Origin of the sequence: Phytobacter ursingii (assembly GCF_001022135.1) — a bacterium.
GTDB lineage: Bacteria > Pseudomonadota > Gammaproteobacteria > Enterobacterales > Enterobacteriaceae > Phytobacter > Phytobacter ursingii.
Map to the genome: position 1 here is coordinate 1135705 of NZ_CP011602.1, position 24541 is coordinate 1160245.

A 24541-nucleotide genomic window follows, 5' to 3' on the forward strand; every position below is an offset into this window, starting at 1 on the left:
TTGATGATTAGGTTAACTCTGGCAACGCTATCGAAGTCTCGGCGTTCGCAAAATTTTGTGAGTGTCATCACAATTTGATGCCCGTAGAGCCCATTGTGTGTAAGTAGGCTTTGGTAAAATTCTTTGTACCTAATGGTAGGTATTAAAGGATGGCATCATGAAACACAAAATTGAAAGTATGCGCATGTCCCCAACGGAAGTCGGAGAATCCGTTAATGGCGAGTTCAAGGCTCCTGATGGTGCCTTTCTTACCAGCATCAATACGGAAACCGGAAGTTTTACTTACAGCTACTTCGAAGTAGAAATTGATGAGAGCTGGTACCCGATCAGCGTTATGAGCGGGCTGTAAGGGATATTATTTTGAAAGCCTCGCAACTGCGGGGCTTTTTTTATGCGCCTCGCACGCGCAGCCTAACCTAACGATATCTTTCAGTAGTGAGCCTGGGGCATTCCGCTTTATCGGGGGGTCTTCCCGTGCGACAGGCTCACGCCTAAAAGGAAACAACCATGAGCAAAGAACTATCCGGTGCTGCTGGCGATGTTCTGCATGCGCTTTTCTTCCGTGGTGCGCTTGTGGATGGTGACTTGCCATCAAAGGCTGGTACTGCTGAACTGCGTGAACTCGGTTACGTGATGACGCAGGACACGGTAACGCCGTTCGGTGGTGAGCATCATTTCAACTTCCTCACTCCTTCCGGGCAAGCGTTCGCTATCAGCTATCTGGCAGACAGCCGCTTTGGTAAACAGTCGCCGATGAAGATTAAAGATGGGCAGGTGTTCATCAATGATGCCTTTATTTCCTGCACCATCGCTGCCACGACAGTGAAGCCCTGGGAACAGACTGTTGAAGACCGTTTAAATGAGCTGTCAGCGAACCTTCAATCCTTGAGTGGCCGCGATGCAATTCAGGCTATCGTTGGGCGATACCTTACTGGCGAAATGACAGAATATTCAGAAGAGATGATTGATGAATTGATGGCGCTGCACGCAGTCAGCATCCAATCTCCGGGTAATGAACTGGATGAATGGCGCCAAGAGGTGCAATGCCGATTCGATCAACAATCAGCCAGTCTTGCTAGCCTGTCGGCATCCATTAGCGAGGTGGTCAAAGCCACAATCGAGAAAGAACTACAGCCCGGTGGTTTGCTGTACGCCTTCCGCACCAGAACCTGAACACCTCCGTCTGGACGTCACAACACCTATTTATTCAAATGATAATCCTTATCATTTGAGTGGGTCCTCCCGGAGGGGGGCTTTGCCACGGGGCGACGGACTCGCGGGATTCGGCTAGTTTTCTATATCTATGGTCATCATCATCATCTGCTCAACCTATTGATTTTTCACATGCCGACTTTTCAATGATGTCGATTTGTACAAAAAGTGTTCACCATCATGGACCAGGAAATTGCTTCGTTAAAACTCAACATTAACCAGTTGGCCGGGATCACTGGCGTACATCGCCAGACGGTTGCCGCCAGGCTAAAAAATGTTGCTCCGGCAGCAGGTAGTAACAGCAAGCTCAAGCTTTATCTGGTCAACGATATTCTGAGCGAACTGATGATCCCGACCGTCGCTACGGCAAACGTGGAAGAGATGGAACCAGCAGACAGGCTTGCGCACTGGAAGGCTGAAAACGAGAGGCTGAAATTCGAGGTCGACACAAAGCAGCTTATTCCAGCCGAAGACGTTGCCAGGGAATTTTCACTGATGGCGAAAGCTGTCGTCATGGTGCTTGAAACACTCCCGGACATACTTGAACGTGATTGCGCCCTTACGCCGGTTGCGGTCTCACGTGTACAAAGCGTGATTGATGACCTGCGCGATCAGGTCGCACAGAAGGTCATGGACGCCGAACCAGAGGAGGATGAGCCAGAGGAGGACTGATGGCAAAACGGGCATCAGCAAGGGGGATCCGACGTGATGTCTCCGGCATTTTACGTGCCCCGCGTCGTATGCAGGTGGCCGATGCGGTCAGCTCATATATGCGTGTGCCGATGGGGGCGGGGAACTCCGTACCGTGGGATCCGAATCTGGCCCCGTACATTATTGAGCCTATGAATTGCCTGGCATCCCGTGAATATGATGCCGTGGTGTTTGTTGGGCCTGCCCGAACCGGGAAGACCATCGGCCTGATTGATGGATGGATTGTCTACAACATTGTTTGTGATCCTGCTGACATGCTGGTCATACAGGTGTCCGAAGAGAAAGCACGTGAGCACTCCAAGAAGCGCCTCGACCGCACTTTCCGCTGTAGCCCGGAAGTGAAATTACGGCTCAGTCCGCGTCGTAATGACAACAACGTCCACGACCGCACATTTCGGGCCGGTAACTATCTCAAGCTCGGCTGGCCGTCGGTCAACATCATGTCGTCGTCTGACTATAAAAGTGTGGCGCTGACGGACTATGACCGATTCCCCGAAGATATTGACGGGGAGGGCGATGCCTTTTCCCTGGGTTCGAAACGTACCACCACTTTTATGTCCAGTGGGATGACGCTGGTGGAAAGCTCCCCCGGGCGTGACATTCGCGACACAAAATGGCGACCCACCACCGCGCATGAAGCACCACCGACGACCGGGATTCTGTCGCTGTTTAACCGTGGTGATCGTCGCCGTCTCTACTGGCCATGTCCGCATTGCGGGGAATATTTTCAGCCGGAAGTCGCCAACATGACAGGCTACCGTGATTCACCGGATCCTGTACTGGCCAGTGAATCCGCCTATCTCCAGTGTCCTGCATGTAAAGGCAAAATTACGCCGGAGATGAAACGCGAACTGAATATTCGTTCTGTCTGGCTGCGCGACGGAGAAAAAATAGACCGTGATGGCAACAGATATGGCGAGCCGCGCCGCTCGCGTATCGCGTCGTTCTGGATGGAGGGGCCCGCCGCCGCTTATCAGACGTGGGCGCAGATGATCTACAAATTCCTGACCGCCGAGCAGGAATATGAGGCGACGCAGAGCGAGGAAACGCTAAAAACAGTCGTAAACACCGACTTTGGTCGGCCTTATCTCCCCCGCGCCAACCTCGAACAGCGCAAGGGCGAGCTGCTTGAGCAACGCGCCGAAGTGGTGCCAAAACGCACCGTACCTGATGGCGTCGAATTCCTGGTAGCGACTGTTGATGTGCAGGGCGGCAGGTCTCGCCGGTTCGTTGTGCAGGTTACCGGCTATGGCGTACAGGGTGAGCGGTGGGTGGTTGATCGCTACAACATTCGTCAGTCACTACGGGCCAGTGAGCACGGCGAATGCTACCCCATTGACCCGGCCAGCTACCCGGAGGACTGGGATTTGTTGCTGTCCGACGTGTTCGAAAAGTCATGGGTGTTAGCGAGTGAACCATCAAAGCGCATGCGCCTGATGGCAATGGCGGTCGATTCCGGCGGCGAGGATGGTGTTACCGACAACGCCTATAAGTTCTGGCGTAAATGCCGCCGTGAAGGGCTGGGCAAAAAGATTTATCTCTTTAAGGGCGACAGTGTCCGCCGCTCAAAACTCATCACCCGCACATTCCCTGATAACACTGACAGGTCAACCCGGCGAGCAAAAGCCGTGGGCGATGTGCCGCTTTTTCTTCTCCAGACCGATGCACTGAAAGACCAGGTGAATAACGCCTTATGGCGCGAGTCGCCTGGGCCTAACTACGTGCATTTCCCTAAATGGCTCGGTAGCTGGTTTTACGACGAGCTGACGTATGAGGAGCGTTCACCTGATGGAAAATGGAGCAAACCGGGTCGCGGTCCGAATGAAGCCTTTGATCTGCTCGTCTATGCCGATGCGCTGGCCATCCTTCACGGCTACGAAAAGATTAAATGGCCGAATGCGCCAGACTGGTCACGGCGGCAAACGTGGCTGGAGAACGCGCCGCCGGAAACTGGCGAAGCGCCATCCCCGCCGGCTGCTCCGCCTGTTAGCCGAAACCAGAAAGCACGGGAAAGCACCGTGACAGAAACCAACGACCAGGATTCCAACCCCTGGGTCACAGCATCAGGAGGCTGGTTGTGAAACGTACTGATATCGAGGCGATGATACAGCGATATGTAGAAGCTGAAATGGCTGTACTTGACGGTAAATCCATCACGTTCAATGGTCAGCAGATGTCCTATGAGAATCTGTCTGAGATTCGAAAAGGGCGGCAGGAGTGGGAGCGGCGCCTGGCCGCCAGTGACAGACAAAGTCAGGGGCGACCCGGCTATAAACTGGCGAGGTTTGGCTGATGTCTCTACTGGATAGTGTAATCGGTCTGATTTCGCCTGGCTGGAAAGCTGCCCGACTTCGTTCAAAGGCGGTAATTCAGGCATTTGAAGCTGTAAAGCCGACCCGGACACACAAGGCCCGCCGCGAAAATCGTTCCGGTAACCAGTTAAGCCAGAACGGGGCGGTTTCGCTCCGGGAACAGGCCCGCTGGCTGGACAACAATAACGATCTGGTCATCGGCATCCTGGACAAACTCGAAGAGCGGGTTATCGGGTCTGAGGGCATTATTGTCGATCCCCATCCGGTGCTAAAAAACGGGAATATTGCGAAAAAATTCGCCAGCCAGATACGTGCTGCATGGGCTGAATGGTCTGTTTCACCTGATGTCACCGGGGAATTTACCCGCCCGATGCTGGAGCGCCTGTTATTACGTAGCTGGTTGCGTGACGGGGAGGTATTTACCCAGTTGGTCAGCGGTAATGCCAGTGGGCTTTCACCTGTTGCCGGGATCAGTTTCTGGCTGGAAGCCCTGGAGGCTGATTACGTTCCGATGCAGAGCGATGAATCACAGGGGCTGATTCAGGGCATTTATAAAGACAACTGGGGCAGGCCAAAAAAATACCAGGTGTATAAAACCAGTCCCGTGTCAGGGCGGCAGCTTGAGACTAAGGACATTGCAGCGGAAAACATGCTTCACCTGAAATTTACCCGGCGGCTGCATCAGGCGCGGGGCACGTCGCTTTTTTCTGGTGTGCTGATGCGCCTGAGTGCCCTGAAAGAATATGAAGATTCAGAACTGGTGGCCGCGCGTATTGCTGCGGCGCTGGGGATGTATATCAAAAAAGGTGATGGTCAGAGCTATGAAGATGACCAGACCGGCCCCGGACAGGATCGCGACCTGTTGATTCAGCCCGGGATGCTTTACGACGACCTGCGCCCCGGTGAGGAAATCGGGATGATCAAATCGGACCGCCCGAACACCAATCTTGAATCATTCCGCAACGGCCAGCTACGCGCTGTTTCTGCCGGAACGCGCATCAGCTATTCCAGTGCATCCCGCAACTACGACGGCACGTACAGCGCCCAGCGCCAGGAGCTGGTGGAGTCCACCGACGGGTATTTTGTCCTTCAGGACTGGTTCATCGGTTCGGTTACCCGCCACATTTACCGCGCCTGGCTGAATCTGGCGATCCTCTCAGGGAAAATCACTGTGCCGCGTGGTCTGGATATGGACACGTTGTATTCGGCTGTTTATTCGGGGCCGGTTATGCCCTGGATTGACCCGGCAAAAGAGGCGAACGCCTGGAAAATACTTATCCGTGGTGGTGCGGCAACCGAATCTGACTGGGTTCGTGCGCGAGGCAGCAACCCTGACGATGTGAAACGCCGCCGAAAAGCGGAGACCGACGAAAACCGCGAACTGGGCCTGGTGTACGACACCGACCCCGCCAATGACAAAGGAGGCACCAGTGCCGAAACACCAACGAAACCGGGTGATCCGCAACCCGAAAGCCAGCGCAAAAAGTAACTCCTGGTTCCGCATGAAGGCCAGCGCGGCGAGTGAAGCGGAAATTTATATTTATGACGAAATTGGTTTTTGGGGGGTGACAGCACGTCAGTTTGTCAGTGATCTACAGGCGTTGGGCGATGTCAGCCACATTAATCTGCATATCAACTCACCCGGTGGCGACGTCTTTGAAGGCATCGCCATTTTTAATGCCCTCAAATTCCACGGCGCAGCCATCACAGTGCACATCGATGGGATCGCCGCCTCGATGGCATCCGTTATCGCTATGGTCGGCAACCCAATCATCATGCCGGAAAACACCATGATGATGATCCACAAACCCTGGGGATTTGCAGGCGGCGACGCCAACGATATGCGGGATTATGCCGACCTCCTGGACAAAATGGAGTCTGTTTTGATCCCTGCCTATGCCGACAAAACAGGGAAATCGGCAGAGGAAATCGCGGCCATGCTGGAGGACGAAACCTGGATGAGCGGCAGTGAGTGTGTTGCCCAGGGATTTGCGGATCAGACAATCCCATCATTGCAGGCAATGGCCTGTATTCAGTCAAAACGTATTGAGGAATTCGAAAAGATGCCTAAAGCCATCCGTAATATGCTGTCGCCGCCGCGTAATACCACGCCGCGCGAACCGGCTAACCCGCAGCAACCAACCCCCGTACCTGTTGTGGACGAAAATGCCATCCGTGCCCAGGTGGTCGCTGAACAAAAAGAGCGTGTAAACGGGATTAAAGACCTGTTCGCGATGTTCGGCGGCAAGCACCTGGAATTGCAGACCTCTTGTGTCAGCGATGTGGAGTGCTCAGTGGCGATGGCGAAAGATAAGCTGCTGGCCGAACTGGGCAAAGACAGCACCCCGTCGAATAAAAACAACCAGCCCCACATTTATGCGGGTAACGGCAATATCGTCGGCGATGGCATCCGTAAATCCCTGATGGCCCGCGCAGGTTATGAAGCCCAGGAAAAGGATAATTTTTATAACGGTATGACGCTGCGCGAACTGGCCCGCATGGCGCTGACTGAGCGCGGCATTGGTGTTTCAGGTCTTAACCCGGTACAGATGGTCGGGCTCGCGCTGACGCACAGCACGTCAGATTTCGGCAACATTCTGCTGGATGTGTCCAACAAAGCCCTGTTGCAGGGCTGGGAAGAGGCAACGGAAAGTTTCGAATTGTGGACTAAAAAGGGGAGCCTGAGTGATTTTAAAACTGCGCATCGCGTGGGCATGGGGGGATTCCCGTCATTGCGCCAGGTGCGTGAGGGGGCAGAGTATAAATATGTGACCACCGGGGATAAGGGCCAGACCATCGCCCTGGCAACTTACGGTGAGATCTTCTCCGTCACCCGTCAGGCCATTATTAATGATGACCTGAATCAACTGACCGATGTCCCCATGAAAATGGGGCGTGCGGCAAAAGGCACAATCGGTGACCTGGTTTATGCTGTGCTGACAGGCAATGCAAAACTGTCAGACGGCAAGGCACTTTTCCATGCCGATCATGCCAACCTCAGTACCGGGGCCATTTCGGTTGCCAGCCTGGACGACAGCCGGAAACTGATGCGCCTGCAAAAAGAGGGCGCCCGCTCCCTGAATATCCGCCCGGCATTTATGCTGGTGCCGGTGGCACTGGAAACGCTGGCAAACCAGACCATCAAATCTGCCAGCGTGAAGGGGGCCGACGTCAATTCCGGGATAATGAACCCTATCCAGAATTTCGCTGATGTCATCGCCGAGGCCCGCCTTGATGATGCAGACCCGAAAGCCTGGTATCTCGCCGCGGCGAGGGGGAGCGATACTATCGAGGTAGCCTATCTCAATGGCGTGGATACCCCGTACATCGACCAGCAGGATGGCTTCACCACTGACGGCATTGCCACGAAAGTGCGCATTGATGCTGGTGTGGCCCCACTGGACTATCGCGGCCTGACGAAATCATCCGGCCAGTAATCACAGCGCCGACACTTCCGCCCGTAAGGGCTTTTTTTATGCCTGCAATACGGCTCCAGCCGGAGCCGTGGAGACCCTTTTATGAAAAATTATGTTCAGGACGGCAAAACCCTGGCGCTCACCAATTCCGGCAACACCGTCATCACCAGCGGTACACCTGTTGTTGTGGGTGATTTGCTGGTGGTTGCTGTCACGGATATTCAGCCAGGCAGCACCGGTGATGGCCTGGCGGCAGGTGTGGTTTCGCTGCCAAAACTGTCAGCAGATGACATCGCTCAGGGTAAGAGCGTGTATTTCAAAGACGGGAAAATCCAGCTTTCAAATACCAGCGCGACCCCTGCCGGGAAAACATGGGAAGCCGCCGGGGCCAGCAGCACGTCTGTGCTGGTTCTGCTCAATGCCTAACCCCTTCGAACAAATGGCGGCCCGTATGGATGCCGCCACCATCCGGCGCATGGGAGACCCGGTCACTATCAATGGCAACGACTTTATCGCGGTAGAAAGTCATTTTGTGCCTGAAATGGGGCCGGTGGTCGGTGATGGCATTTCGCTGGTGGTGTTCAGTGAAAACTACCAGCCGCGCCGTAATGATGAACTGGTCTGGAAAGGGGTGGGCTACAAAGTCACCCGCTGCCAGATGTTCAACGGTAAACCGCAAATCTGGATTGAATAGGAGGCGGGGATGCAGATCAAAGGGCTGGAACAGGCTGTTGCCAATCTCAGCAGTATCAGCCGCACCGCTGTTCCGCGCGCATCAGCCCAGGCTGTTAACCGGGTTGCATCACGCGCGATCAGCCGGAGCGTCAGGACTGTCTCAACACAAACAAAAGTACCCCGCAAACTGGTTAATCAGCGTGCAAAGCTGAAAAGGGCAACCAGCAGCAAGCCTGCGGCCACTATCCGTATTAACCGGGGTAATTTACCCGCCATAAAGCTGGGCGTAGCCAGCGTCAGGTTGTCCCGGCGTAAACGGGACAGCATGGGGAGCGGGAGTGTGCTGCGTATTGGTCGATTTTCTTTCCCCGGTGGTTTCATCCAGCAACTGAAAAACGGGCGCTGGCATGTTCTCCGGCGCACCACGAAAAGCCGTTACCCGGTGGAGGTGGTCAGCATTCCTCTGGCCGAACCTCTGACGCAGGCATTTAAGGACGAGAGCAGCAAACTGGCTCAGACCGACATGCCCAAAGAGCTCTTGGCGGCATTAAAAAACCAACTGCGACTGGTGCTGACAAAATGAAAAATCCCCAGATTCGTGCTGCTGTCCTGGCGGCACTGAAACGAAATATCCCTGATTCCGACGGCGTCACCTGGTTTGACGGGCGTCCGGCAATCCTGGATGCACAGGACCTGCCTGCTGTGGCTGTTTATCTGACTGATGCCCAGTACACCGGCGCTGTACTCGATGAGGACGAGTGGTCAGCAACCCTGCACATAGAGCTATTCCTGAGGGCTGACTCTCCTGATACCGCGCTGGACCAGTGGGTAGAGTCCCGTATTTACCCGGCATTAACTGACATTCCCGAACTGGCAGACCTCATCGAAACGCTGTCCCCTCAGGGTTACGACTATCAGCGCGATGATGAAATGGCGACATGGGGATCGGCAGATATGCAGTATTCAATTACCTACATTATGTGAGGATCATTATGACTACACCCAATCCGCTGGCCCCCGTCAAGGGCGCTGGTACGACGTTGTGGATTTACACGGGATCAGGTACGCCCAACCCGCTGGTTGACACTGACTGGGCGCGTCTTGCTCAGGTTAAGGAGCTGACGCCGGGGGAACTGACGGCAGATTCCTTTGACGAAACGTATATTGATGATCCCAATGCCGACTGGACTGCTACCGCGCAGGGGCAGAAATCAGCCGGTGACACCTCGTTTACCCTCGCGTGGAAACCTGGTGAACAGGGGCAAATTTCACTGGTGCAGTGGTTTGAAGACGGCTTAAACCTCACCTACCGCATTAAATATCCTAACGGCACAGTGGATGTTTTTTACGGCTGGGTAAGCAGCCTGGGCAAAGCGGTGACCAACAAGGAGTACATTACCCGCTCAGTCAAGATCACTAACAGAGGTAAACCCGTGCTGGCAGAAAACGCCAGCACCCCTGTAATCGCTGCTACCGGGGCATTGTTCGATAAATCGACGGCGGCTGTGGCAGTGGGGGCAACAACGACGCTTAACCTGTCGGTTCTGCCATCGAGCGCGACGGATAAATCATTCCGTTTAGCCTCATCTGATCCTGCGAAAGCGACTGTCAGTGCAGCCGGTTCGGTGATTACCGTAACCGGTGTGGCAGCGGGAACGGCAGAAATTATTGCCATCACCAGTGACGGGGCGTTTGCCGCCATCAGCAAAATTACTGTCTCCTGATCACCGTCCGTTTACACCCTGCTGAGGATAACATCATGTTTTTGAAAACTGCTGAATTCACCTATAACGGCCATTCTCTGGTACTGAATGAGCTGTCGGCGCTACAGCGCCTCAGCTTTCTCGAATTTATTGCAACCGCTGAGGCTGACGCCCAAAAGGATGAGGGCGATTCTGAAACCCGCCGTAGCGCAAAGATGATCGGTCTGGCTATTCGTGCTGGTGCATTGCTGGTGGCGCAGTCACTGTGGCACAACGATCCTGCCGGGAAAACAGAAACTGAACTGCAAACGGAGGTTCTCAGCACCTGGCCCGCTGAGGCGATTGCTAAAGCGGAGCATCAGGTAAAAAAACTGTCGGGCATGCTGCCATCTGAAACCCCCACCGCAGCGGATGACCCGTCCTCTGACAATGAGTCATCCCGGGAAGAGGACGCCACAGCAGCAAAGCCCTGACCCGCGAAAAGCGATTTGCCATGTCTATGGCGCGGGAATTTAACCGTACTGACTGGCGACAAATGTTAGCGGGCATGAGTTGCTCGGAGTATGAGGAATGGCGCGGGTACTGGCATGAACATTTTTTCACTGACGCGCTGCTGGATGCCCATTTCGCGGCATTAAATCTGAATGTTGTCTCTCTGGTATGTGGAGACAGTGAGGGAGAACTGACGCCCGCACATTTCAGCCTCCTGTCCCCCCCGCCATTGCCAGAACAATTACCAGAACATGAGCCAGATGATGAGCAAATGATGGCTCTCGCCGAAGGCATTTCAGGAGGAGTGCGCTATGTCCCAGCCAGTGGGTGATTTAACTGTCCTTATTGACCTCGACAGTACCAAATTCAGCGAGCAGGTTGAATATACCCGTCGGCAAATCAGGGATATGGGTAAGGACACGGCTGCGGCGTCGCAGGATTCCCAGCAATCCTTTTCCCGGCAGGAGGCCGCCGCGCAACGCGCGGGTATTTCAGTTGGCCAGTATAACGCCGCCCTGCGAACACTCCCGGCGCAGTTTACGGATATTGCCACACAGTTGGCTGGCGGTCAGTCTCCGTTCCTCATCCTCCTGCAACAGGGTGGACAGGTCAAAGACAGCTTCGGCGGTCTGGCTCCGATGTTTCAGGTGTTTCGTGACTCACTGTTTGGTTTCAGCGCCAAAACAACGGAAGCCTCCGGGGAAACATCTGAAAGCCTCGGGGATGTTTCTGAGCAACTTAACAACACCACCGAGGCAGCCGAAAAACTGGGACGTGTTCGTGGTTTTTTAACGCCGGTTACCCTGGGGGTTGGTGCACTGGCCGTCGCCGTCGGGCTGCTGACGTATGCATGGTATAAGGGCTCAAACGAGCTGGATGAATATACCGAACAACTGATCCTGACCGGGAATTACGCCGGGAAAACAGCCAGCCAGCTCGATGGTATGGCCCGTAAGCTGGGCGACAGTACCGGGGAGGTCGGGAAGTATGCCGCCGCACTGGCGACAGCGGTAGGGACGGGCAATTTAAAGGGGAACATGCTGGAGGCGGTCGCCTCTTCTGCTGTTGCTATGGAGGAAGCCACCGGGAAGGCAGTTGAGAAAACGATTGCTGAATTCTCGAAAATTGCAGATGACCCGGTTAAGGCCGCGCTGTCACTCAATGAGCAGTATCATTTTCTGACGGCATCTGTTTATGAACATATCACCGCATTACAGAGAGAAGGGGATACAACGGGGGCCGCAAAGCTTGCAGTAGAAAGTTATGCGGATGCGCTGAAATCGCGTTCATCGCTTATTCAGGAAAACCTCGGGACTATTGAAACACTCTGGAAAAACATCAAGGATGCAGCGGGATCGGCCTGGGATGCAATGCTCAATGTTGGCAGACAGGTATCTCCTGAGCAAACGCTTGTCGCCCTGCGTCAACGCCTGGCCGAGGAAAAAAAAGACCTTAATGCCCTGACCACCTCTTCCTCTTCGCTGTCGACGTATGGGTTTGGTCCGCAAAACACCACCATCCAGAGTTATGGCGACTGGAATAAATCGTCAGAACAAAGGGTAACGGACAGAGCGAAAGTTATTTCAGATATTCAGGCGCAAATTGATTCCCTGGAAAGAGCGTTAACCCTGGAAGGGGACATGAAGGCTGTTCATAACCAGTCGTCGGAAGCTCAGGCAAACGATCTGGCTGCATCAATTCGCGCTAATAACTTCCGGGAAAAATACGAATCTAATGCAATAAAACGCGCCCGAGAGCTGGCCGCGCTGGAGAAAGACCGCGGTAAATTTTCTGAGTCTGAATATAAGATGCTCCAGGCCGGGATCGAAAAGCGGTATGCCGACCCCAAAACGCCAGAAACAAAAACCTCAGCCGGAGATAAAGCGCAGGATACTGCACGCGCAGAATTACAGGCATTGCAGTCGCAGCTAAAGACACTGGAGCAGCATACCAGTGTTAATGATGTTATCAGCCAGCAGCGCAAAGACCTCTGGAATACGGAAAATCAGTACGCCGTTCTGGAAGAAGCCAGCCAGCATCGCGCCCTTTCAGCTCAGGAAAAATCCCTGTTAGCGCACAAGAGCGAGACGCTGGAATACAAGCGTCAGCTCGCTGATTTAGGCGATAAAGTGGCGATTCAGCAAAAACTGAATCAACTGGCAGATCAGGCCAGTCGATTTGCCGAGCAACAGGCGGCGAAACGGGCAGCAATTGCCGCTCAGGCCAGTGGTATGTCTGCCCGTGATGCCGAGCGACAGGCCACACTGTCCCGGCTGAATGAGGCCTACAAATTCAACCCGGCCGCACAGCAGCGGGTTGTACTTGAACAGCAAAAAACATATGAGGCTGAGGATGCACTGCGCCAGAACTGGGTGGCGGGTGCGAAAAGCGGCTGGGCGGAATACCAGAGCGATGCGACCAATGTTTTCACCTCGGTCAGGGATGTGTCAAAAGCAGCTTTCACGGGACTGGCAGACCAGATGACGGCGGTATTTACCACCGGGAAATCAAATTTTAAAAGTTTCACGACGTCCATGCTGAAAATGCTGGTGCAGATCACTAATCAACTGATTGTGGCGTACACCGTGCAGCAGGCAATGGGCTGGATTGGTGGAGGGGTTAAACCCGCCGCATCGGGCCAGTCTTTTGCCGCTCCTTCTTACCCCAAATTCGACGTCGGCGGATATACCGGAGATGGGGGAAAATACGAGCCTAAGGGCGTTGTGCATGGCGGCGAGTTTGTTTTCACCAAAGAAGCGACGTCACGAATCGGGATCAGCAACCTCTACCGACAGATGAGAGGTTATGCCTCCGGCGGTTATGTGGGCAATACAGGTAATGCCATTTCATCCCCGGGCGGTGTCAGTGTCTATGCCCCGGTATCTGTCACGACACCGTCATCAGGTCCGCAGCAGTCCAGCGCGGATACTCAACTGAACAGCGTATATCAACGGGTTATCAATCAGTCTGTTCAGGACGGTATTGCACAGGCAATCCGCCCCGGCGGCCTCATCTGGAATGCACAGAATAAAAGGTAAAATCCAATTATGACCATCGAAACATTCACCTGGAAAATACAGGCGGCGGGTCAACCTGCGCTAAAAATCAGGGATACCATCAGGCGTGTTCAATTTGGTGATGGTTATTCCCAGGTATCCGGAGAGGGCATCCATCCTGAAACACTGACGTTTGATTTTTCGTTCACAGGGAAAGCAGAAACCGCACTGGAAATATTCAATTTTTTGCGACGGCACAAAACAAAATCATTCTCGTTTAAGCCACCGTTTGGCGATCTGGCTTTGTGGCGTGTGCAGGCAGATAGTTTGCAGAAATTAGTAAAAACCGCCAGGCAAATCACGATCATCGCAACATTTGAACAGGCGTTCGCACCATGAGCCTCAACAGTGATTATCAGAAACTGGAACCGGGCAATACTGTCCGTGTAATAGAGGTCGACGGAACGGCGTTCGGTGTCGGTGAGATATTACGGTTTCATAACTATAATATCCCGCACTCTCCCGCTGAAATATTGGCTGCTGGTGGTGATGAGTCGAAATTACCCGCTAAATCTGTCTGGTGGCAGGGGGTTGAGTATTCTGCATGGCCCTATCAGATTGAGGGACTGGAAAAATCAACCAGCGGCAGCAGTGCCAGCCCAAAATTAACAGTGGCTAATATCAGCAGTACCATCACTGCGTTATGTCTGGCTTATGACGACATGTTGCAGGCGAAAGTTACCATCCACGACACACTGGCGGAATATCTCGATGCACGTAATTTTGTGGAGGGTAATCCGTCCGCAAATCCCTCTGAGGAAAAATTACAGGTCTGGTATATCGATGCCAAAACAAACGAGGTAGCGGGAGAATCAGTAGAGTTTGCCCTGTCCAGTCCAATGGATTTGCAGGGACTGATGATCCCAACTCGTCAGCTTCATTCGCTGTGTAACTGGTGTATTCGTGGTAAATACCGCTCAGGCAATGGCTGTGATTATGCCGGGACGAGCTATTTCGATAAAAACAACAAACCGGTGACTGACCCGTCACTTGATGAGTGCAATGGCACGCTCACAGCATGCAAACTCCGGTTTGGGGAAAATGAGGAGCTGTCTTTTGGCGGATTCCCCGGCACGTCATTAATCAGGAGCTGACCATGCACCAGAAAACGATTGATGCAATTTTGGCGCATGCAGCCGCTGAATATCCGCGTGAGTGTTGTGGTGTTGTGGCGCAAAAAAGCCGTGTTGAACGATATTTTCCCTGTAGGAATATCGCCACTGAACCAACAGAACATTTTATATTATCACCGGAGGATTACGCCTCTGCTGAAGACTGGGGAACGGTAACAGCTATTGTGCATAGCCACCCCGATGCGACAACACAGCCCAGCGAACTGGATAAAGCGCAATGCGACCTGATGGCGGTGCCCTGGCACATCGTCAGTTGGCCGGAGGGTGATTTACGCACTATACAGCCTCGCGGAGATCTGCCGCTGCTGGAGCGTCCATTTGTTCTGGGCGTATACGACTGCTGGGGGCTGGTGATGTCCTATTATCGGCAAACGCACGGGATCGAACTCCACGATTACCGAGTTGATTACCCCTGGTGGGAAGATCAGTATCCCGATGATCTCTATCGCGACAACTGGTATGAGTGCGGTTTTCGCGAGTTCTCAGGCGCACCCCAGCCCGGTGATTTGGTGATCATGCAGGTGCAGGCCAATAAATGGAATCACGCCGGAGTTTTGCTCGAAGGGAACATGCTTCTTCATCACATGTATGGCATGCTAAGTAATCGTTGTCCGTATGGCGGGTATTGGCAAGAACGAACTGCGAAAACGTTACGTTATTTCACTATGCTTTAATGTTGCTTGCCAAATGACATCAAGAAGAAAATATTTATTTTTATGTGTGAGGGACGTAGTATGAAAGCGCTGGGCTCAATTTTGTTAATCTTTGGGATTATTTTTGTTTTTTCATCTATGGTCATGGATACGTCTGTATCTACTGGATATGGGACAAGGGTTAACAATATCGGTTTGATGAGGGATCAACAGAATTATCTAATTCTTGGTTCGGTTTTTCTTCTTGGTGGATTACTAGTTTTAATTTTTAGAAAGCCAAAAGCATCTTTGAGAGATGAGGTGGAGTGCCCTCACTGTGCGGAAAAAATACTATCCCAGGCTAAGGTGTGCAAGCATTGTGGAAGAGATGTTGCGGCTAAAATAAGTGATGAGAAATTAGGTGATAATAAAAGCCATCAATTCCTTTGGTATGAAAATAACGTATTAACGTTGAATCGTGAGAATATAATAAAGTATGCTCATGAGTTAAATGAAAGAATGCCATCGCAAACAATTAGTCTGATAATGCAGGTGCACAGCAATGTCATTCAAGATATTAAATCATCAATGCCAATTAATTTGGCTGATGAATTCGTGGTTCAATTAGAGACTTCATTGCGCAAAATTAAAAATCAATAAAAAGTAACGTATTTAACCACTAAAGCTCACTTTCGTGAGCTTTTTATTTGGGGGAAATAATGCACGAGTTAATCACTACGATTGAACTTAGCGGAATTCTCGGTAAGACATTCGGTAAAACCCACCGTCGATTAATCGGTACAACTCATGAAGCTACGCGGGCACTCGCTGCAACCATACCAGGCTTTGAGCAGTTCATGATCTCCAGTCAGCGCCGTGGATTAACCTATGCCGTTTTTAAGGGAAAGAAAAATATAGGCGTCGACGAACTGGGATTCCCGGTTACAGGCGAGGTTATTCGCGTAGTGCCAGTGGTAATGGGTAGCAAGCGTGGAGGACTGCTCCAGACAATCCTGGGTGTCGCTCTTGTTACCGTAGCAGCTATTGCGACCAGTGGGGCCGCGCTGGGTTTTGGTGGAGGAACTGCGTTTGCTGGTGGCTGGGGGGCACTGGCTGGGGTGGGGGTATCTATGTCAATTGGCGGTGTTATTCAGATGCTGTCACCTCAGCCAACAGGGCTGGCCAGTGCGCAGGACTCAGATAACCGTGCATCCTACGCATTTGGTGGTGTGACAAATACTGCCTCTCAGGGTTATCCGGTGCCGCCGGGTTATGGAAAACGCCGCATTGGTGGAGCGATTATCTCCGCAGGTATCTACGTCGAAGACCAGCAGTAATCCTAACCCCCGAATTTCCTCAGTTTAATAACCGCCGCCGGGCGGTTTTTTTATGGGCGCAATATGACAAAAACAATTCACGGGCGCAAAGGCGGCGACTCCAGTGCACGCACGCCCACGGAACAGCCCGCAGACCTGCTGTCTGTCGCAAAAGCAAAAATCCTGCTGGCCCTGGGTGAGGGGGAATTCGCAGGGGGACTCACGGGACAGTCTATTTTTCTGGATGGCACACCGCTGCTCAATGCTGACGGCTCGTCAAATTTCAGCGGGGTTGCGTGGGAATTCCGCCCCGGCACACAGCATCAGTCGTATATTCAGGGTCTGCCGGGCACTGAGAATGAAATCAGCCTGAACAGTATTGAGGTGTCCAGCGTTTCGCCGTGGACCCGCACACTGACAAATTCCCAGCTTTCGGCAGTGCGCCTGCGTATCAAATGGCCATCCATTTTCCGGCAGGAGGATGACGGGGATGTGGTCGGCTACCAGATTGATTACGCGATAGATTTGCAGGTGGATGGAGGTGCATTTACGCCAGTGCTCGAAACCTCCGTGTCGGGCATCAACACATCCGGTTATGAGCGCAGCCACAGGATTAATTTACCCCCGGGCGCATCCACCTGGACAGTACGTCTGCGCAAGAAAACCGCCGATGCGCATAGCGCGAAAACTGGCGACAGGATGACGCTGGAGAGTTACACAACCGTCATTGATGCAAAATTGCGTTACCCGAATACCGCGTTGCTGTATATCGAGTTCGATTCCAGTCAGTTCAACGGCTCTATCCCGCAGATTGCCTGCGAACCACAAATGCGCGTCATCCGCGTTCCTGATAATTATGATCCGGTTACGCGTGAGTATTCCGGGACGTGGGAGGGCGGATTCAAATGGGCGTGGACAGATAATCCGGCATGGATATTTTACGATATCGTTGTGAGTGATCGGTTTGGACTGGGCGACCGTCTGACGGCGGCAAATATCGATAAATGGTCGCTGTACCAGATTGCTCAGTATTGTGACCAGATGGTGCCGGACGGGAAGGGGGGGGACGGGCTGGAGCCACGTTACACCTGTAACGTCTATTTGCAGGACCGCAACGATGCGTACACTGTACTGAGGGATTTTGCGGCCATTTTCCGGGGCATGACCTACTGGGGGAATAACCAGATTATGGTCCTGGCGGATATGCCCCGCGACGTTGACTACAGCTACACGCTGGCCAGCATGGCGGGTAAACCCGTTTACTCCAGCAGTACAACAAAAACGCGTTACACCAATGCACTGGTTTCTTACTCCGACCCTGCGAACGGTTACGCCGACGCAATGGAGCCAGTTTTCGAGCCCGCATTAATCAGCCGGTATAAAGTTTTTAACCAGTTAGAGCTTACAGCTATCGGTTGTACCCGGCAGTCTGAGGCGAACCGCAAGGGACGCTGGGGCATTCTGACCAATAACAAAGCCCGCGTCATTACGTTTAACGTCGGGCTGGATGGTCGCATTCCGCAGCCGGGTTATATCATTAGCGTGGCAGATGAAAATCTGTCGGGGAAAGTGACCGGCGGTCGAATCCGCGCGGTAAATGGTCGGGTGATCACGCTGGACAGAAAACCGGATGCTGTCGCCGGAGATCGTCTTCAGCTTAACCTGCCCTCCGGCGCGTCACAGAGCAGAACTATTCAGGCTGTGAATGACAATGTGGTTACCGTGACGGTTGCCTACGGAGAGACGCCGGAAGCGGAGAGTGTCTGGGTGGTTGAGTCGGATTCACTTTACGCCCAGCAATATCGCGTTGTCAGTGTCACGGATAATAACGACGGCACATTGACCATTGTCGGTGCTGAACACGACCCGGATAAATACGCCCGCATCGATACCGGGGCCATTATCGACCAGCGCCCCGTCAGTGTTATTCCGCCGGGTACTCAGGCAGCACCATCGAATGTCGTTATCAGCAGTTTCTCTGTCGTGAATCAGGGCATCAGCCTGGAAACAATGCGCGTGAGCTGGGATGCCACCCCTAACGCTATCGCCTACGAAGCCCAGTGGCGACGTAATGACGGCAACTGGGTAAACGTTCCGCGCAGCTCTGTGGCATCGTTCGATGTCCCGTCGATTTTCGCAGGCCGTTACCTGGCTCGTGTGCGGGCTGTCAACGCCTCGGAAATCTCATCGGGCTGGGGCTATTCAACCGAAACGATACTGACCGGGAAAACGGGAAACCCGCCGAAACCTGTCGGGCTGACCGCCTCAGATAACGTTGTTTTGGGTATCGAGATTAACTGGGACTTTCCGGCCAACACGGGCGATACGCTGAAAACGGAAATTCAGTACAGTGCCACAGGGACTGCTGATGATGCGGTTTTGCTGGCGGACGTGCCGTATCCGCTGCGCAAATATCAGCAGATGGGGTTAAGGGCGGGCCAGATTTTCTGGTATCGCGCACAACTGGTGGACAGGTCCGGTAACGAGTCAGGTTACACCGACTGGGGGAGAGGGCAGGCCAGTGTTGATGTATCAGATATTACAGACGCTATTCTGGAGGAAATAAAAGACTCGGCACTGTTTAAAGACATTATCGAAAATGCCGTGGAAACGAGCAAGACCGTAGCTGACCTCGCCACGGCAATTACCCAAAACGCTGACCAACTGGCGGCGGCAGTGGGCGCGAACCGGCAGGCGGCAGAGGCCATCATTGGTAATGCACTGGCCATCGCTGATGTTGTCGTAAGACAGACGGCGCAGAACGGCGCAAACTCGGCGACATTCACGCAACTGCGGGAGGTGATTGCCACTGAAACACAGGCCCGCGTTACCGACGTGACGCGCCTGGAGGCAAAAACCGACCAGAACGCGGCACAGGTAACGCAGCTCACGCAGGCGCTCGCCGATGAGACTCAGGCCCGCGCCACGGCGGTTGATACGCTGACGGCTCAGACGGAGGACAATACCGCTGACGTAACCCAGCTCACACAGGCTGTGTCTACCCTCGACAGCGCTACTGCATCCCGGTTCGACGAACTGTCAGGGAAAACGGCTAACGCGGCTGGCGGGGTGCAAAACACGGCGGTGGCGCTGATTCAGGAGACGCTGGCGCAGGTCAACACCCGAATGACGCTCAGTGTTCAGTACGGTGCGAGCAGTGCCGGTATCCAGCGCGTTGATAATGTGATGGTGGACGCGAGCAAAGCTGTTGCGGAGTCGCTGAAAACCCTGGATGCCACGGCTGGCGGCAATGCCAATATCACTGATTTTGCGAAAACAATGTCTGATTTTACGCAGACCTCTGCAACGAAAATCAACTCACTGAGCGTCACGGTAAACGGCCAGGCTGCGGCAATTACCACGAACGCCCAGGCTGTAGCAGATATCAACGGCAACCTGAACGCGATGTATTCGATTAAAGTCGGCGTGGATGCCAACGGTGTGCAGTACGCGGCAGGGATGGGGCTGGGTGTACAAAATACTCCTTCAGGCATGCAGTCACAGGTTATTTTCCTTGCTGACCGCTTCGCTGTTATGTCTCAGGCTGGTTCAGCCGTCACGCTGCCGTTTGTTATTCAGAACGGACAGACTTTCATTAACGATGCATTTTTCCGTGATGCCAGCATTCAGTTCGGGAAAATCACCGATTCATTGAAGTCTGATAATTTCGTTTCTGGTCCAGGTGGCGCCGGGTGGAATCTGCCAAAAAGTGGCAACGCTGAACTCAACAACGTAACGGTTCGTGGGAACGGGGAATTTACCGGGAAAATAACCGCGACCAGCGGGACGTTTAGAGGCACCGTCCAGGCTGAATCATTTATCGGTGATGTGGCTGTGGGGCAGACGTTTAGTGATATTGAGGGAGATAATGTCACCCGAAATTTTGTATACACCGATTCCGGTAACCTGCCTGGTGAAAAACATGTAGTGATAATGGCGCTGGTGAAAGTTCAGATTTCTGCGACAGAGGCCGGTGCAGGGATTACTCAGACAAAAGGGACGGCGATTCTCACCATTGGTGGGTCGAGCAGAACCATTGACGTTTATACCCCACCAAATACTGACAGATCGCGTCCTACGTACGCCACGGTGATGCACAGCGCCCGCGTGACCGGACAGACGGTGAATTGTTCGATTCAGATGCGCAGTGATAATTCGACATACCATGCGAACGTTGGTATTTATTCCCCGACAATACACGTATCCAGGGGTTCCGGTTCGTTCACCCAATCCTGATTTCAACCCGCTTCGGCGGGTTTTTTATTGCGTGGAGAAAATATGATTTACACAACAGGCACAATTGCGATCAGCGGCAATACCCTGACGGGTACTGGCACAAATTTTACAGCGGCAGGTTCGCTCATCCGGGGTGGGTGCTCGTTGATTTCCCTGACTACACCGCCACAGGTGTTCCAGATAACGGCCATCAACAGCGCAACCCAGCTCACCGTAACGCCAGCGGCAAACCCGGCAATTGCAGCCGGTACTGCTTATGCCATCCTGCTGAGTGATTCGCTGAGTGTTGATGGACTGGCGCAGAATATTGCTGAAACGCTGACGCTGTATCAGCGGAATATGAGCGGCTTCGCCGACGTGATGAACGGGTCTGGTGACGTCACTATCACGATTAACGGTGTGGCCGTAACAGTTTCCGGCCAGAAATCACTGGCAAAAAAAGGGGCTAACAGCGATATCACCAGCCTGAGCGGGTTAACCACTGCGCTGTCAATTGCGCAGGGCGGGACGGGTTCAAAAACCCCGTTCGGCTCAGTAGGCGGATCGTTTTGCCAGGGTAATGATGCCCGTCTGGACACAATAAACGGGAAGTCCGGCGGGACTATCTCCGGGTCGGTAAAGGCGGGTGGGGCGTCACCAGCTACCACACCTGCCACCGGCACAACAACCAACGCAGAATACGTAGGGTCTCGATTCAGTAGCGGTGTCTATGCCGGGATAGATTTTTCGCTGTATCCGCAGGTTGTCGAGGGGAGTGGTGCGCGCGGCATCATTCAACTGGCCTACGGAGGAAACCCGGCCTACTGGGTTTTCTCTAACTCTGGTGTGGCAACTGGCGTAGCCTGGACTCCTACATGTGACGAACGACTCAAAGACCTGGATGGGCCAATCGTCGACCCACTCGGGAAAATGCGGCTCATGCGTGGACAGTCCTGGCACTGGAAAACCAACGGCAGTTACGGAATAGGCCTGACAGCTCAGGATGTACAGCGGGCATTCCCGGATGCAGTTGTTGAGACTCATGATGTGACCCTGCCGAACGGTAGCGTGGTGAAGAATGCATTGTCTCCGGACTCGTACGGCGTTGCGGCAGCGCTACATCATGAGGCTATTCTGGCTCTGATGGCGCAGATTGACGCACTGACGGCGCGCGTTGCTGAACTGGAATCCGGTAAAACTAACGAGCCGGTGGCAGAGTAATCAAGCCCTTACTCTGTGCAAAAAATTGATAGTCATTAGCGGGGTTGATCTGGCCGCCATTAAAAACTACTGTATTCATATACAGTATTTTCAGGAGGTGACTATGCCCCGCAGAAACGATGTTTTTGTCGCGTTCCGTGACGCCATTCAACTTAATCCTAAAGGGTATATGTGCTTGCGCACAGGCGATTTTATTCGCGAGTTACGCAAGCACAACCATCACTTCACAGAGCAGGACGCCAACAGATGGATCGAACTGAACCAGCCCAGCTTCGTCGATAAAACGCCAGATTTCAGTGAAAACCGTCTCTGGTTGCTACGCAATATGGGGATTGTCCGCTAATGCAAACACTCGATGCGATTTGCGGCGTTAGCGCCACCACGGGGCTGATGCCTACAGCAACCGGCTACGCAGTCGTTGAGGCCAACCCCGGAAAACTGGAGCAGGGATGCTTAGTGGTGATCTCTCTCTATGGCGCTACGCAGTTTGCGAAACTGATGGGGCAGGCGTTTATTACAGAAGACGGCGAAGCGATTGAAGGCGAAGCACTGGAGGATATTATTGTGCTTGGCCGGGTGACTAATTTCGTAAACCGGGCCGGGGAGGATGAGTGCCCGTTTATGTGAGTTAAAGGGTTGGTATATGAAGTGTCGATAAGTTCATAATTAATTGATTTAGTTGACTACAAAATGTCGCGTTTATACCATGCATGATTAATAAGCGATTGATTTAAGGGGGAATTGAATCGGTCTCGAAAACCGTAGTAGGGGCAACTCTACCGGGGGTTCAAATCCCCCTCTCTCCGCCATTATTCAATCAGTTACGCGCCTTGCTTTCAACGACTCTCGTCACAGATGTTTTTCTCATTACTCCAGTAAATTTTATCATTACACGCTTTATTTTGCGGCAGGCCTGTGCTTTTGCCACAAAAAAGCCCGCTTGCAGCGGGCCTTGAAGGAAAAGTACGATTAGAACTGGTAAACGATACCCATCAGGAATTTATCGTCTTTATCAGTGCCTGTTGATTTCACATAGTGTGTGTCGTTCAGCAGATTAAACTGATAGGCCGCATAAACGTTCATGTTTTTGTTGAAGTAATACCAGGTGCCAAGCTCGATGTAGTTTACGCGAGCGGCATCACCACCTTTGAAACTACCACGACGGCTCAGGTCTTCGCCTTTAGAGTAGACGTAACCCAGAGACGGGCGCAGGCCAAAGTCGAACTGGTATTGTACAACGGCTTCGAAGTTGTGCGTTTTATTGGCAAACTGACTGTCGTTTTCTACCGTCATATTGCGGGTTTCACCGTACATCATGGCAGCATAAACATTGTTTGCATCGTATTTTGCCGCGATGGACCAGACTTCGGCGTTATCGCCTTTGCGGTCGGCGGACTGTTCATCGGTACGGTCAGATTTGCCGTAGGTTGCAGCAAAGCCAAAGCCGTCGAATTCATAAGAGGCGGACATGCTGTAGCCGTCGCCATTCTGTTTCTTAACATCGCGGTTGCTGTTTTTGCCTTGATATTGCAGCGCCAGGTTCAGCCCATCCACTTCACCAAAGAAGTCGGTGACGCGGTAAGTGGCGACACCGTTGGTACGACCGGTCATAAAGTTATCGGAAGCAGCCCAGGAATCGCCACCCCAGCCGACCAGCATATCGGTGTATGCCGCAACGTCATAGGCCACGCCGTAGTTACGCCCATAATCAAATGAACCGTAGTTGCCGAATTTCAGGCCCGCGAAGGCCAGACGCGTTTTTGACTCCTGGCCGCCTTCTGGTTTGCTGGCGTCCATGTTGTATTCAAACTGACCGAAACCGGTCAGCTCGCTGTGGATCTGGGTTTCGCCTTTAACGCCGATACGCGCGTAAGAGGAATCTTCGTTTTCGCTGTTGTGGTTATCGGTATTGGTCCAGCCACGCTCGCCGACCATTTTTCCGTAGAAATCGACTTTATTACCATTCTTATTATAAATTTCTGCCGCATTTGCTGCACCCGCAGCTAATAATGCGGGCACTACGATTGCCAGTACTTTTCTTTTCATAATCTATTCCCTTGAGATCATAATTTATATGAATAATTGCAATTTCATCCGAAATTACAAACTGAATACTATTCTATTAAGTTCATTAATTTTTACGTCAAAAATGTAAGTAAATTATTTAAAATATTGCAAAATGTTTCTATTTGGGATGGTATTTAGATTATGAATTTTAAAATAGTGAAGCATTTATTTAGTTGATTTTATTGTATTTTTATTGTGTATGATTCTCTTGGGTATATAGTTTTAACGCATTTTATTTGATGTGCTTATCTTTGAGTGGTTTATATTTTCGTGGCGAACATAAAAGGTGAAAAAAAGCCTGAGAGATCCCCAGGCGAAATAGTGCGGAAAAGAATGATGAATAACTCAGAAGTAACTCAATACTGATAGTCGTGAAATAG

Annotated in this window: 24 protein-coding genes and 1 pseudogene; 24 read left to right on the forward strand and 1 reads right to left on the reverse strand. The window is 52.6% G+C overall.

Going from position 1 to position 24541, the window contains the following annotated elements; genetic code table 11:
• The first annotated feature begins 157 nt into the window (after positions 1-157).
• From AB182_RS08755 to AB182_RS08870, 24 genes and pseudogenes are all read left to right on the forward strand, one after another.
• Positions 158-349, forward strand: a complete 192-nt coding sequence (locus tag AB182_RS08755) for a hypothetical protein (protein ID WP_047369742.1) — start codon at positions 158-160, stop codon at positions 347-349.
• Between the two features lie 158 nt (positions 350-507).
• The gene (locus tag AB182_RS29720) at positions 508-1173 is read left to right on the forward strand and encodes a hypothetical protein (RefSeq protein ID WP_052958818.1); all 666 of its coding nucleotides are present in this window, start codon (positions 508-510) and stop codon (positions 1171-1173) included.
• A gap of 219 nt (positions 1174-1392) precedes the next feature.
• Positions 1393-1884, forward strand: coding sequence for a DUF1441 family protein (locus AB182_RS08765; protein WP_047369743.1), 492 nt, complete (start codon positions 1393-1395; stop codon positions 1882-1884).
• Positions 1884-4004 (forward strand): phage terminase large subunit family protein, encoded by a 2121-nt coding sequence (locus AB182_RS08770; RefSeq protein ID WP_047369744.1) that lies wholly within the window; start codon positions 1884-1886, stop codon positions 4002-4004. The genes AB182_RS08765 and AB182_RS08770 overlap by 1 nt, the downstream gene beginning before the upstream one ends.
• Positions 4001-4216, forward strand: coding sequence for a hypothetical protein (locus tag AB182_RS08775; RefSeq protein WP_047369745.1), 216 nt, complete (start codon positions 4001-4003; stop codon positions 4214-4216). The genes AB182_RS08770 and AB182_RS08775 overlap by 4 nt, the downstream gene beginning before the upstream one ends.
• Complete coding sequence (locus AB182_RS08780; protein WP_047369746.1) at positions 4216-5724, forward strand: phage portal protein; 1509 nt, start codon at positions 4216-4218, stop codon at positions 5722-5724. Before AB182_RS08775 ends, AB182_RS08780 begins: the two co-directional genes overlap by 1 nt.
• Entirely contained in the window at positions 5648-7672 is a 2025-nt protein-coding gene (locus AB182_RS08785; protein WP_120785372.1) for a ClpP-like prohead protease/major capsid protein fusion protein, read from the forward strand. The genes AB182_RS08780 and AB182_RS08785 overlap by 77 nt, the downstream gene beginning before the upstream one ends.
• An 81-nt stretch (positions 7673-7753) precedes the next feature.
• On the forward strand, positions 7754-8077 hold the full coding sequence (locus AB182_RS08790; RefSeq protein ID WP_047369748.1) for a DUF2190 family protein: 324 nt from the start codon (positions 7754-7756) through the stop codon (positions 8075-8077).
• Positions 8070-8345 (forward strand): hypothetical protein, encoded by a 276-nt coding sequence (locus AB182_RS08795; protein WP_047369749.1) that lies wholly within the window; start codon positions 8070-8072, stop codon positions 8343-8345. Before AB182_RS08790 ends, AB182_RS08795 begins: the two co-directional genes overlap by 8 nt.
• Positions 8346-8354: 9 nt before the next feature.
• Positions 8355-8909 (forward strand): phage tail protein, encoded by a 555-nt coding sequence (locus tag AB182_RS08800; RefSeq protein WP_047369750.1) that lies wholly within the window; start codon positions 8355-8357, stop codon positions 8907-8909.
• Positions 8906-9310 (forward strand): phage tail terminator protein, encoded by a 405-nt coding sequence (gene gpU, locus AB182_RS08805; protein ID WP_047369751.1) that lies wholly within the window; start codon positions 8906-8908, stop codon positions 9308-9310. The genes AB182_RS08800 and gpU overlap by 4 nt, the downstream gene beginning before the upstream one ends.
• 8 nt (positions 9311-9318) lie before the next feature.
• On the forward strand, positions 9319-10050 hold the full coding sequence (locus AB182_RS08810) for a phage tail protein (RefSeq protein ID WP_047369752.1): 732 nt from the start codon (positions 9319-9321) through the stop codon (positions 10048-10050).
• Between the two features lie 35 nt (positions 10051-10085).
• Complete coding sequence (gene gpG, locus AB182_RS08815; protein ID WP_047369753.1) at positions 10086-10502, forward strand: phage tail assembly chaperone G; 417 nt, start codon at positions 10086-10088, stop codon at positions 10500-10502.
• Between the two features lie 20 nt (positions 10503-10522).
• Positions 10523-10852, forward strand: coding sequence for a phage tail assembly protein T (locus AB182_RS08820; protein ID WP_071845860.1), 330 nt, complete (start codon positions 10523-10525; stop codon positions 10850-10852).
• Positions 10833-13313 (forward strand): annotated as a pseudogene (locus AB182_RS32970) (phage tail tape measure protein); the annotation flags it as partial. The gene AB182_RS08820 and the pseudogene AB182_RS32970, both read left to right, overlap by 20 nt.
• A gap of 255 nt (positions 13314-13568) precedes the next feature.
• Positions 13569-13916: a phage tail protein gene (locus AB182_RS08830; RefSeq protein ID WP_047369756.1), complete on the forward strand. Its 348-nt coding sequence runs from the start codon at positions 13569-13571 to the stop codon at positions 13914-13916.
• Entirely contained in the window at positions 13913-14671 is a 759-nt protein-coding gene (locus AB182_RS08835) for a phage minor tail protein L (RefSeq protein ID WP_047369757.1), read from the forward strand. The genes AB182_RS08830 and AB182_RS08835 overlap by 4 nt, the downstream gene beginning before the upstream one ends.
• A gap of 2 nt (positions 14672-14673) precedes the next feature.
• Positions 14674-15384: a C40 family peptidase gene (locus AB182_RS08840; RefSeq protein WP_047369758.1), complete on the forward strand. Its 711-nt coding sequence runs from the start codon at positions 14674-14676 to the stop codon at positions 15382-15384.
• A gap of 60 nt (positions 15385-15444) precedes the next feature.
• A complete protein-coding gene (locus AB182_RS29725) occupies positions 15445-16002 on the forward strand; it encodes a zinc ribbon domain-containing protein (RefSeq protein ID WP_052958819.1) in 558 nt (185 codons plus the stop codon).
• 59 nt (positions 16003-16061) lie between these two features.
• Entirely contained in the window at positions 16062-16679 is a 618-nt protein-coding gene (locus AB182_RS08850; protein ID WP_047369759.1) for a tail assembly protein, read from the forward strand.
• A 63-nt stretch (positions 16680-16742) separates the two neighbouring features.
• Positions 16743-20894, forward strand: a complete 4152-nt coding sequence (locus AB182_RS08855; protein WP_082137032.1) for a phage tail tip fiber protein — start codon at positions 16743-16745, stop codon at positions 20892-20894.
• 42 nt (positions 20895-20936) lie between these two features.
• The gene (locus tag AB182_RS32975; protein WP_223883581.1) at positions 20937-22094 is read left to right on the forward strand and encodes a tail fiber domain-containing protein; all 1158 of its coding nucleotides are present in this window, start codon (positions 20937-20939) and stop codon (positions 22092-22094) included.
• Between the two features lie 103 nt (positions 22095-22197).
• Positions 22198-22437, forward strand: a complete 240-nt coding sequence (locus AB182_RS08865; protein ID WP_047369760.1) for a hypothetical protein — start codon at positions 22198-22200, stop codon at positions 22435-22437.
• Positions 22437-22721, forward strand: coding sequence for a hypothetical protein (locus AB182_RS08870; protein WP_047369761.1), 285 nt, complete (start codon positions 22437-22439; stop codon positions 22719-22721). The genes AB182_RS08865 and AB182_RS08870 overlap by 1 nt, the downstream gene beginning before the upstream one ends.
• A gap of 342 nt (positions 22722-23063) precedes the next feature.
• Here the strand turns inward: AB182_RS08870 and AB182_RS08875 are convergent, their stop codons facing one another.
• Entirely contained in the window at positions 23064-24140 is a 1077-nt protein-coding gene (locus AB182_RS08875; RefSeq protein WP_047369762.1) for a porin, read from the reverse strand.
• Between the last annotated feature and the right edge of the window lie 401 nt (positions 24141-24541).

Bases quoted from the DNA above. Each gene is read 5' to 3' on its own strand.
- AB182_RS29725 (WP_052958819.1), top strand. From the start codon at position 15,445: ATGAAAGCGCTGGGCTCAATTTTGTTAATCTTTGGGATTATTTTTGTT.
- AB182_RS29720 (WP_052958818.1), top strand. From the start codon at position 508: ATGAGCAAAGAACTATCCGGTGCTGCTGGCGATGTTCTGCATGCGCTT.
- AB182_RS08855 (WP_082137032.1), top strand. From the start codon at position 16,743: ATGACAAAAACAATTCACGGGCGCAAAGGCGGCGACTCCAGTGCACGC.
- AB182_RS08850 (WP_047369759.1), top strand. From the start codon at position 16,062: ATGCACGAGTTAATCACTACGATTGAACTTAGCGGAATTCTCGGTAAG.
- AB182_RS08820 (WP_071845860.1), top strand. From the start codon at position 10,523: ATGTCTATGGCGCGGGAATTTAACCGTACTGACTGGCGACAAATGTTA.
- AB182_RS08865 (WP_047369760.1), top strand. From the start codon at position 22,198: ATGCCCCGCAGAAACGATGTTTTTGTCGCGTTCCGTGACGCCATTCAA.
- AB182_RS08765 (WP_047369743.1), top strand. From the start codon at position 1,393: ATGGACCAGGAAATTGCTTCGTTAAAACTCAACATTAACCAGTTGGCC.
- AB182_RS08835 (WP_047369757.1), top strand. From the start codon at position 13,913: ATGAGCCTCAACAGTGATTATCAGAAACTGGAACCGGGCAATACTGTC.
- AB182_RS32975 (WP_223883581.1), top strand. From the start codon at position 20,937: ATGATTTACACAACAGGCACAATTGCGATCAGCGGCAATACCCTGACG.
- AB182_RS08875 (WP_047369762.1), bottom strand. From the start codon at position 24,140: ATGAAAAGAAAAGTACTGGCAATCGTAGTGCCCGCATTATTAGCTGCG.
- AB182_RS08770 (WP_047369744.1), top strand. From the start codon at position 1,884: ATGGCAAAACGGGCATCAGCAAGGGGGATCCGACGTGATGTCTCCGGC.
- gpU (WP_047369751.1), top strand. From the start codon at position 8,906: ATGAAAAATCCCCAGATTCGTGCTGCTGTCCTGGCGGCACTGAAACGA.
- AB182_RS08790 (WP_047369748.1), top strand. From the start codon at position 7,754: ATGAAAAATTATGTTCAGGACGGCAAAACCCTGGCGCTCACCAATTCC.
- AB182_RS08795 (WP_047369749.1), top strand. From the start codon at position 8,070: ATGCCTAACCCCTTCGAACAAATGGCGGCCCGTATGGATGCCGCCACC.
- AB182_RS08810 (WP_047369752.1), top strand. From the start codon at position 9,319: ATGACTACACCCAATCCGCTGGCCCCCGTCAAGGGCGCTGGTACGACG.
- AB182_RS08755 (WP_047369742.1), top strand. From the start codon at position 158: ATGAAACACAAAATTGAAAGTATGCGCATGTCCCCAACGGAAGTCGGA.
- AB182_RS08830 (WP_047369756.1), top strand. From the start codon at position 13,569: ATGACCATCGAAACATTCACCTGGAAAATACAGGCGGCGGGTCAACCT.
- AB182_RS08780 (WP_047369746.1), top strand. From the start codon at position 4,216: ATGTCTCTACTGGATAGTGTAATCGGTCTGATTTCGCCTGGCTGGAAA.
- gpG (WP_047369753.1), top strand. From the start codon at position 10,086: ATGTTTTTGAAAACTGCTGAATTCACCTATAACGGCCATTCTCTGGTA.
- AB182_RS08785 (WP_120785372.1), top strand. From the start codon at position 5,648: ATGACAAAGGAGGCACCAGTGCCGAAACACCAACGAAACCGGGTGATC.
- AB182_RS08870 (WP_047369761.1), top strand. From the start codon at position 22,437: ATGCAAACACTCGATGCGATTTGCGGCGTTAGCGCCACCACGGGGCTG.
- AB182_RS08800 (WP_047369750.1), top strand. From the start codon at position 8,355: ATGCAGATCAAAGGGCTGGAACAGGCTGTTGCCAATCTCAGCAGTATC.
- AB182_RS08840 (WP_047369758.1), top strand. From the start codon at position 14,674: ATGCACCAGAAAACGATTGATGCAATTTTGGCGCATGCAGCCGCTGAA.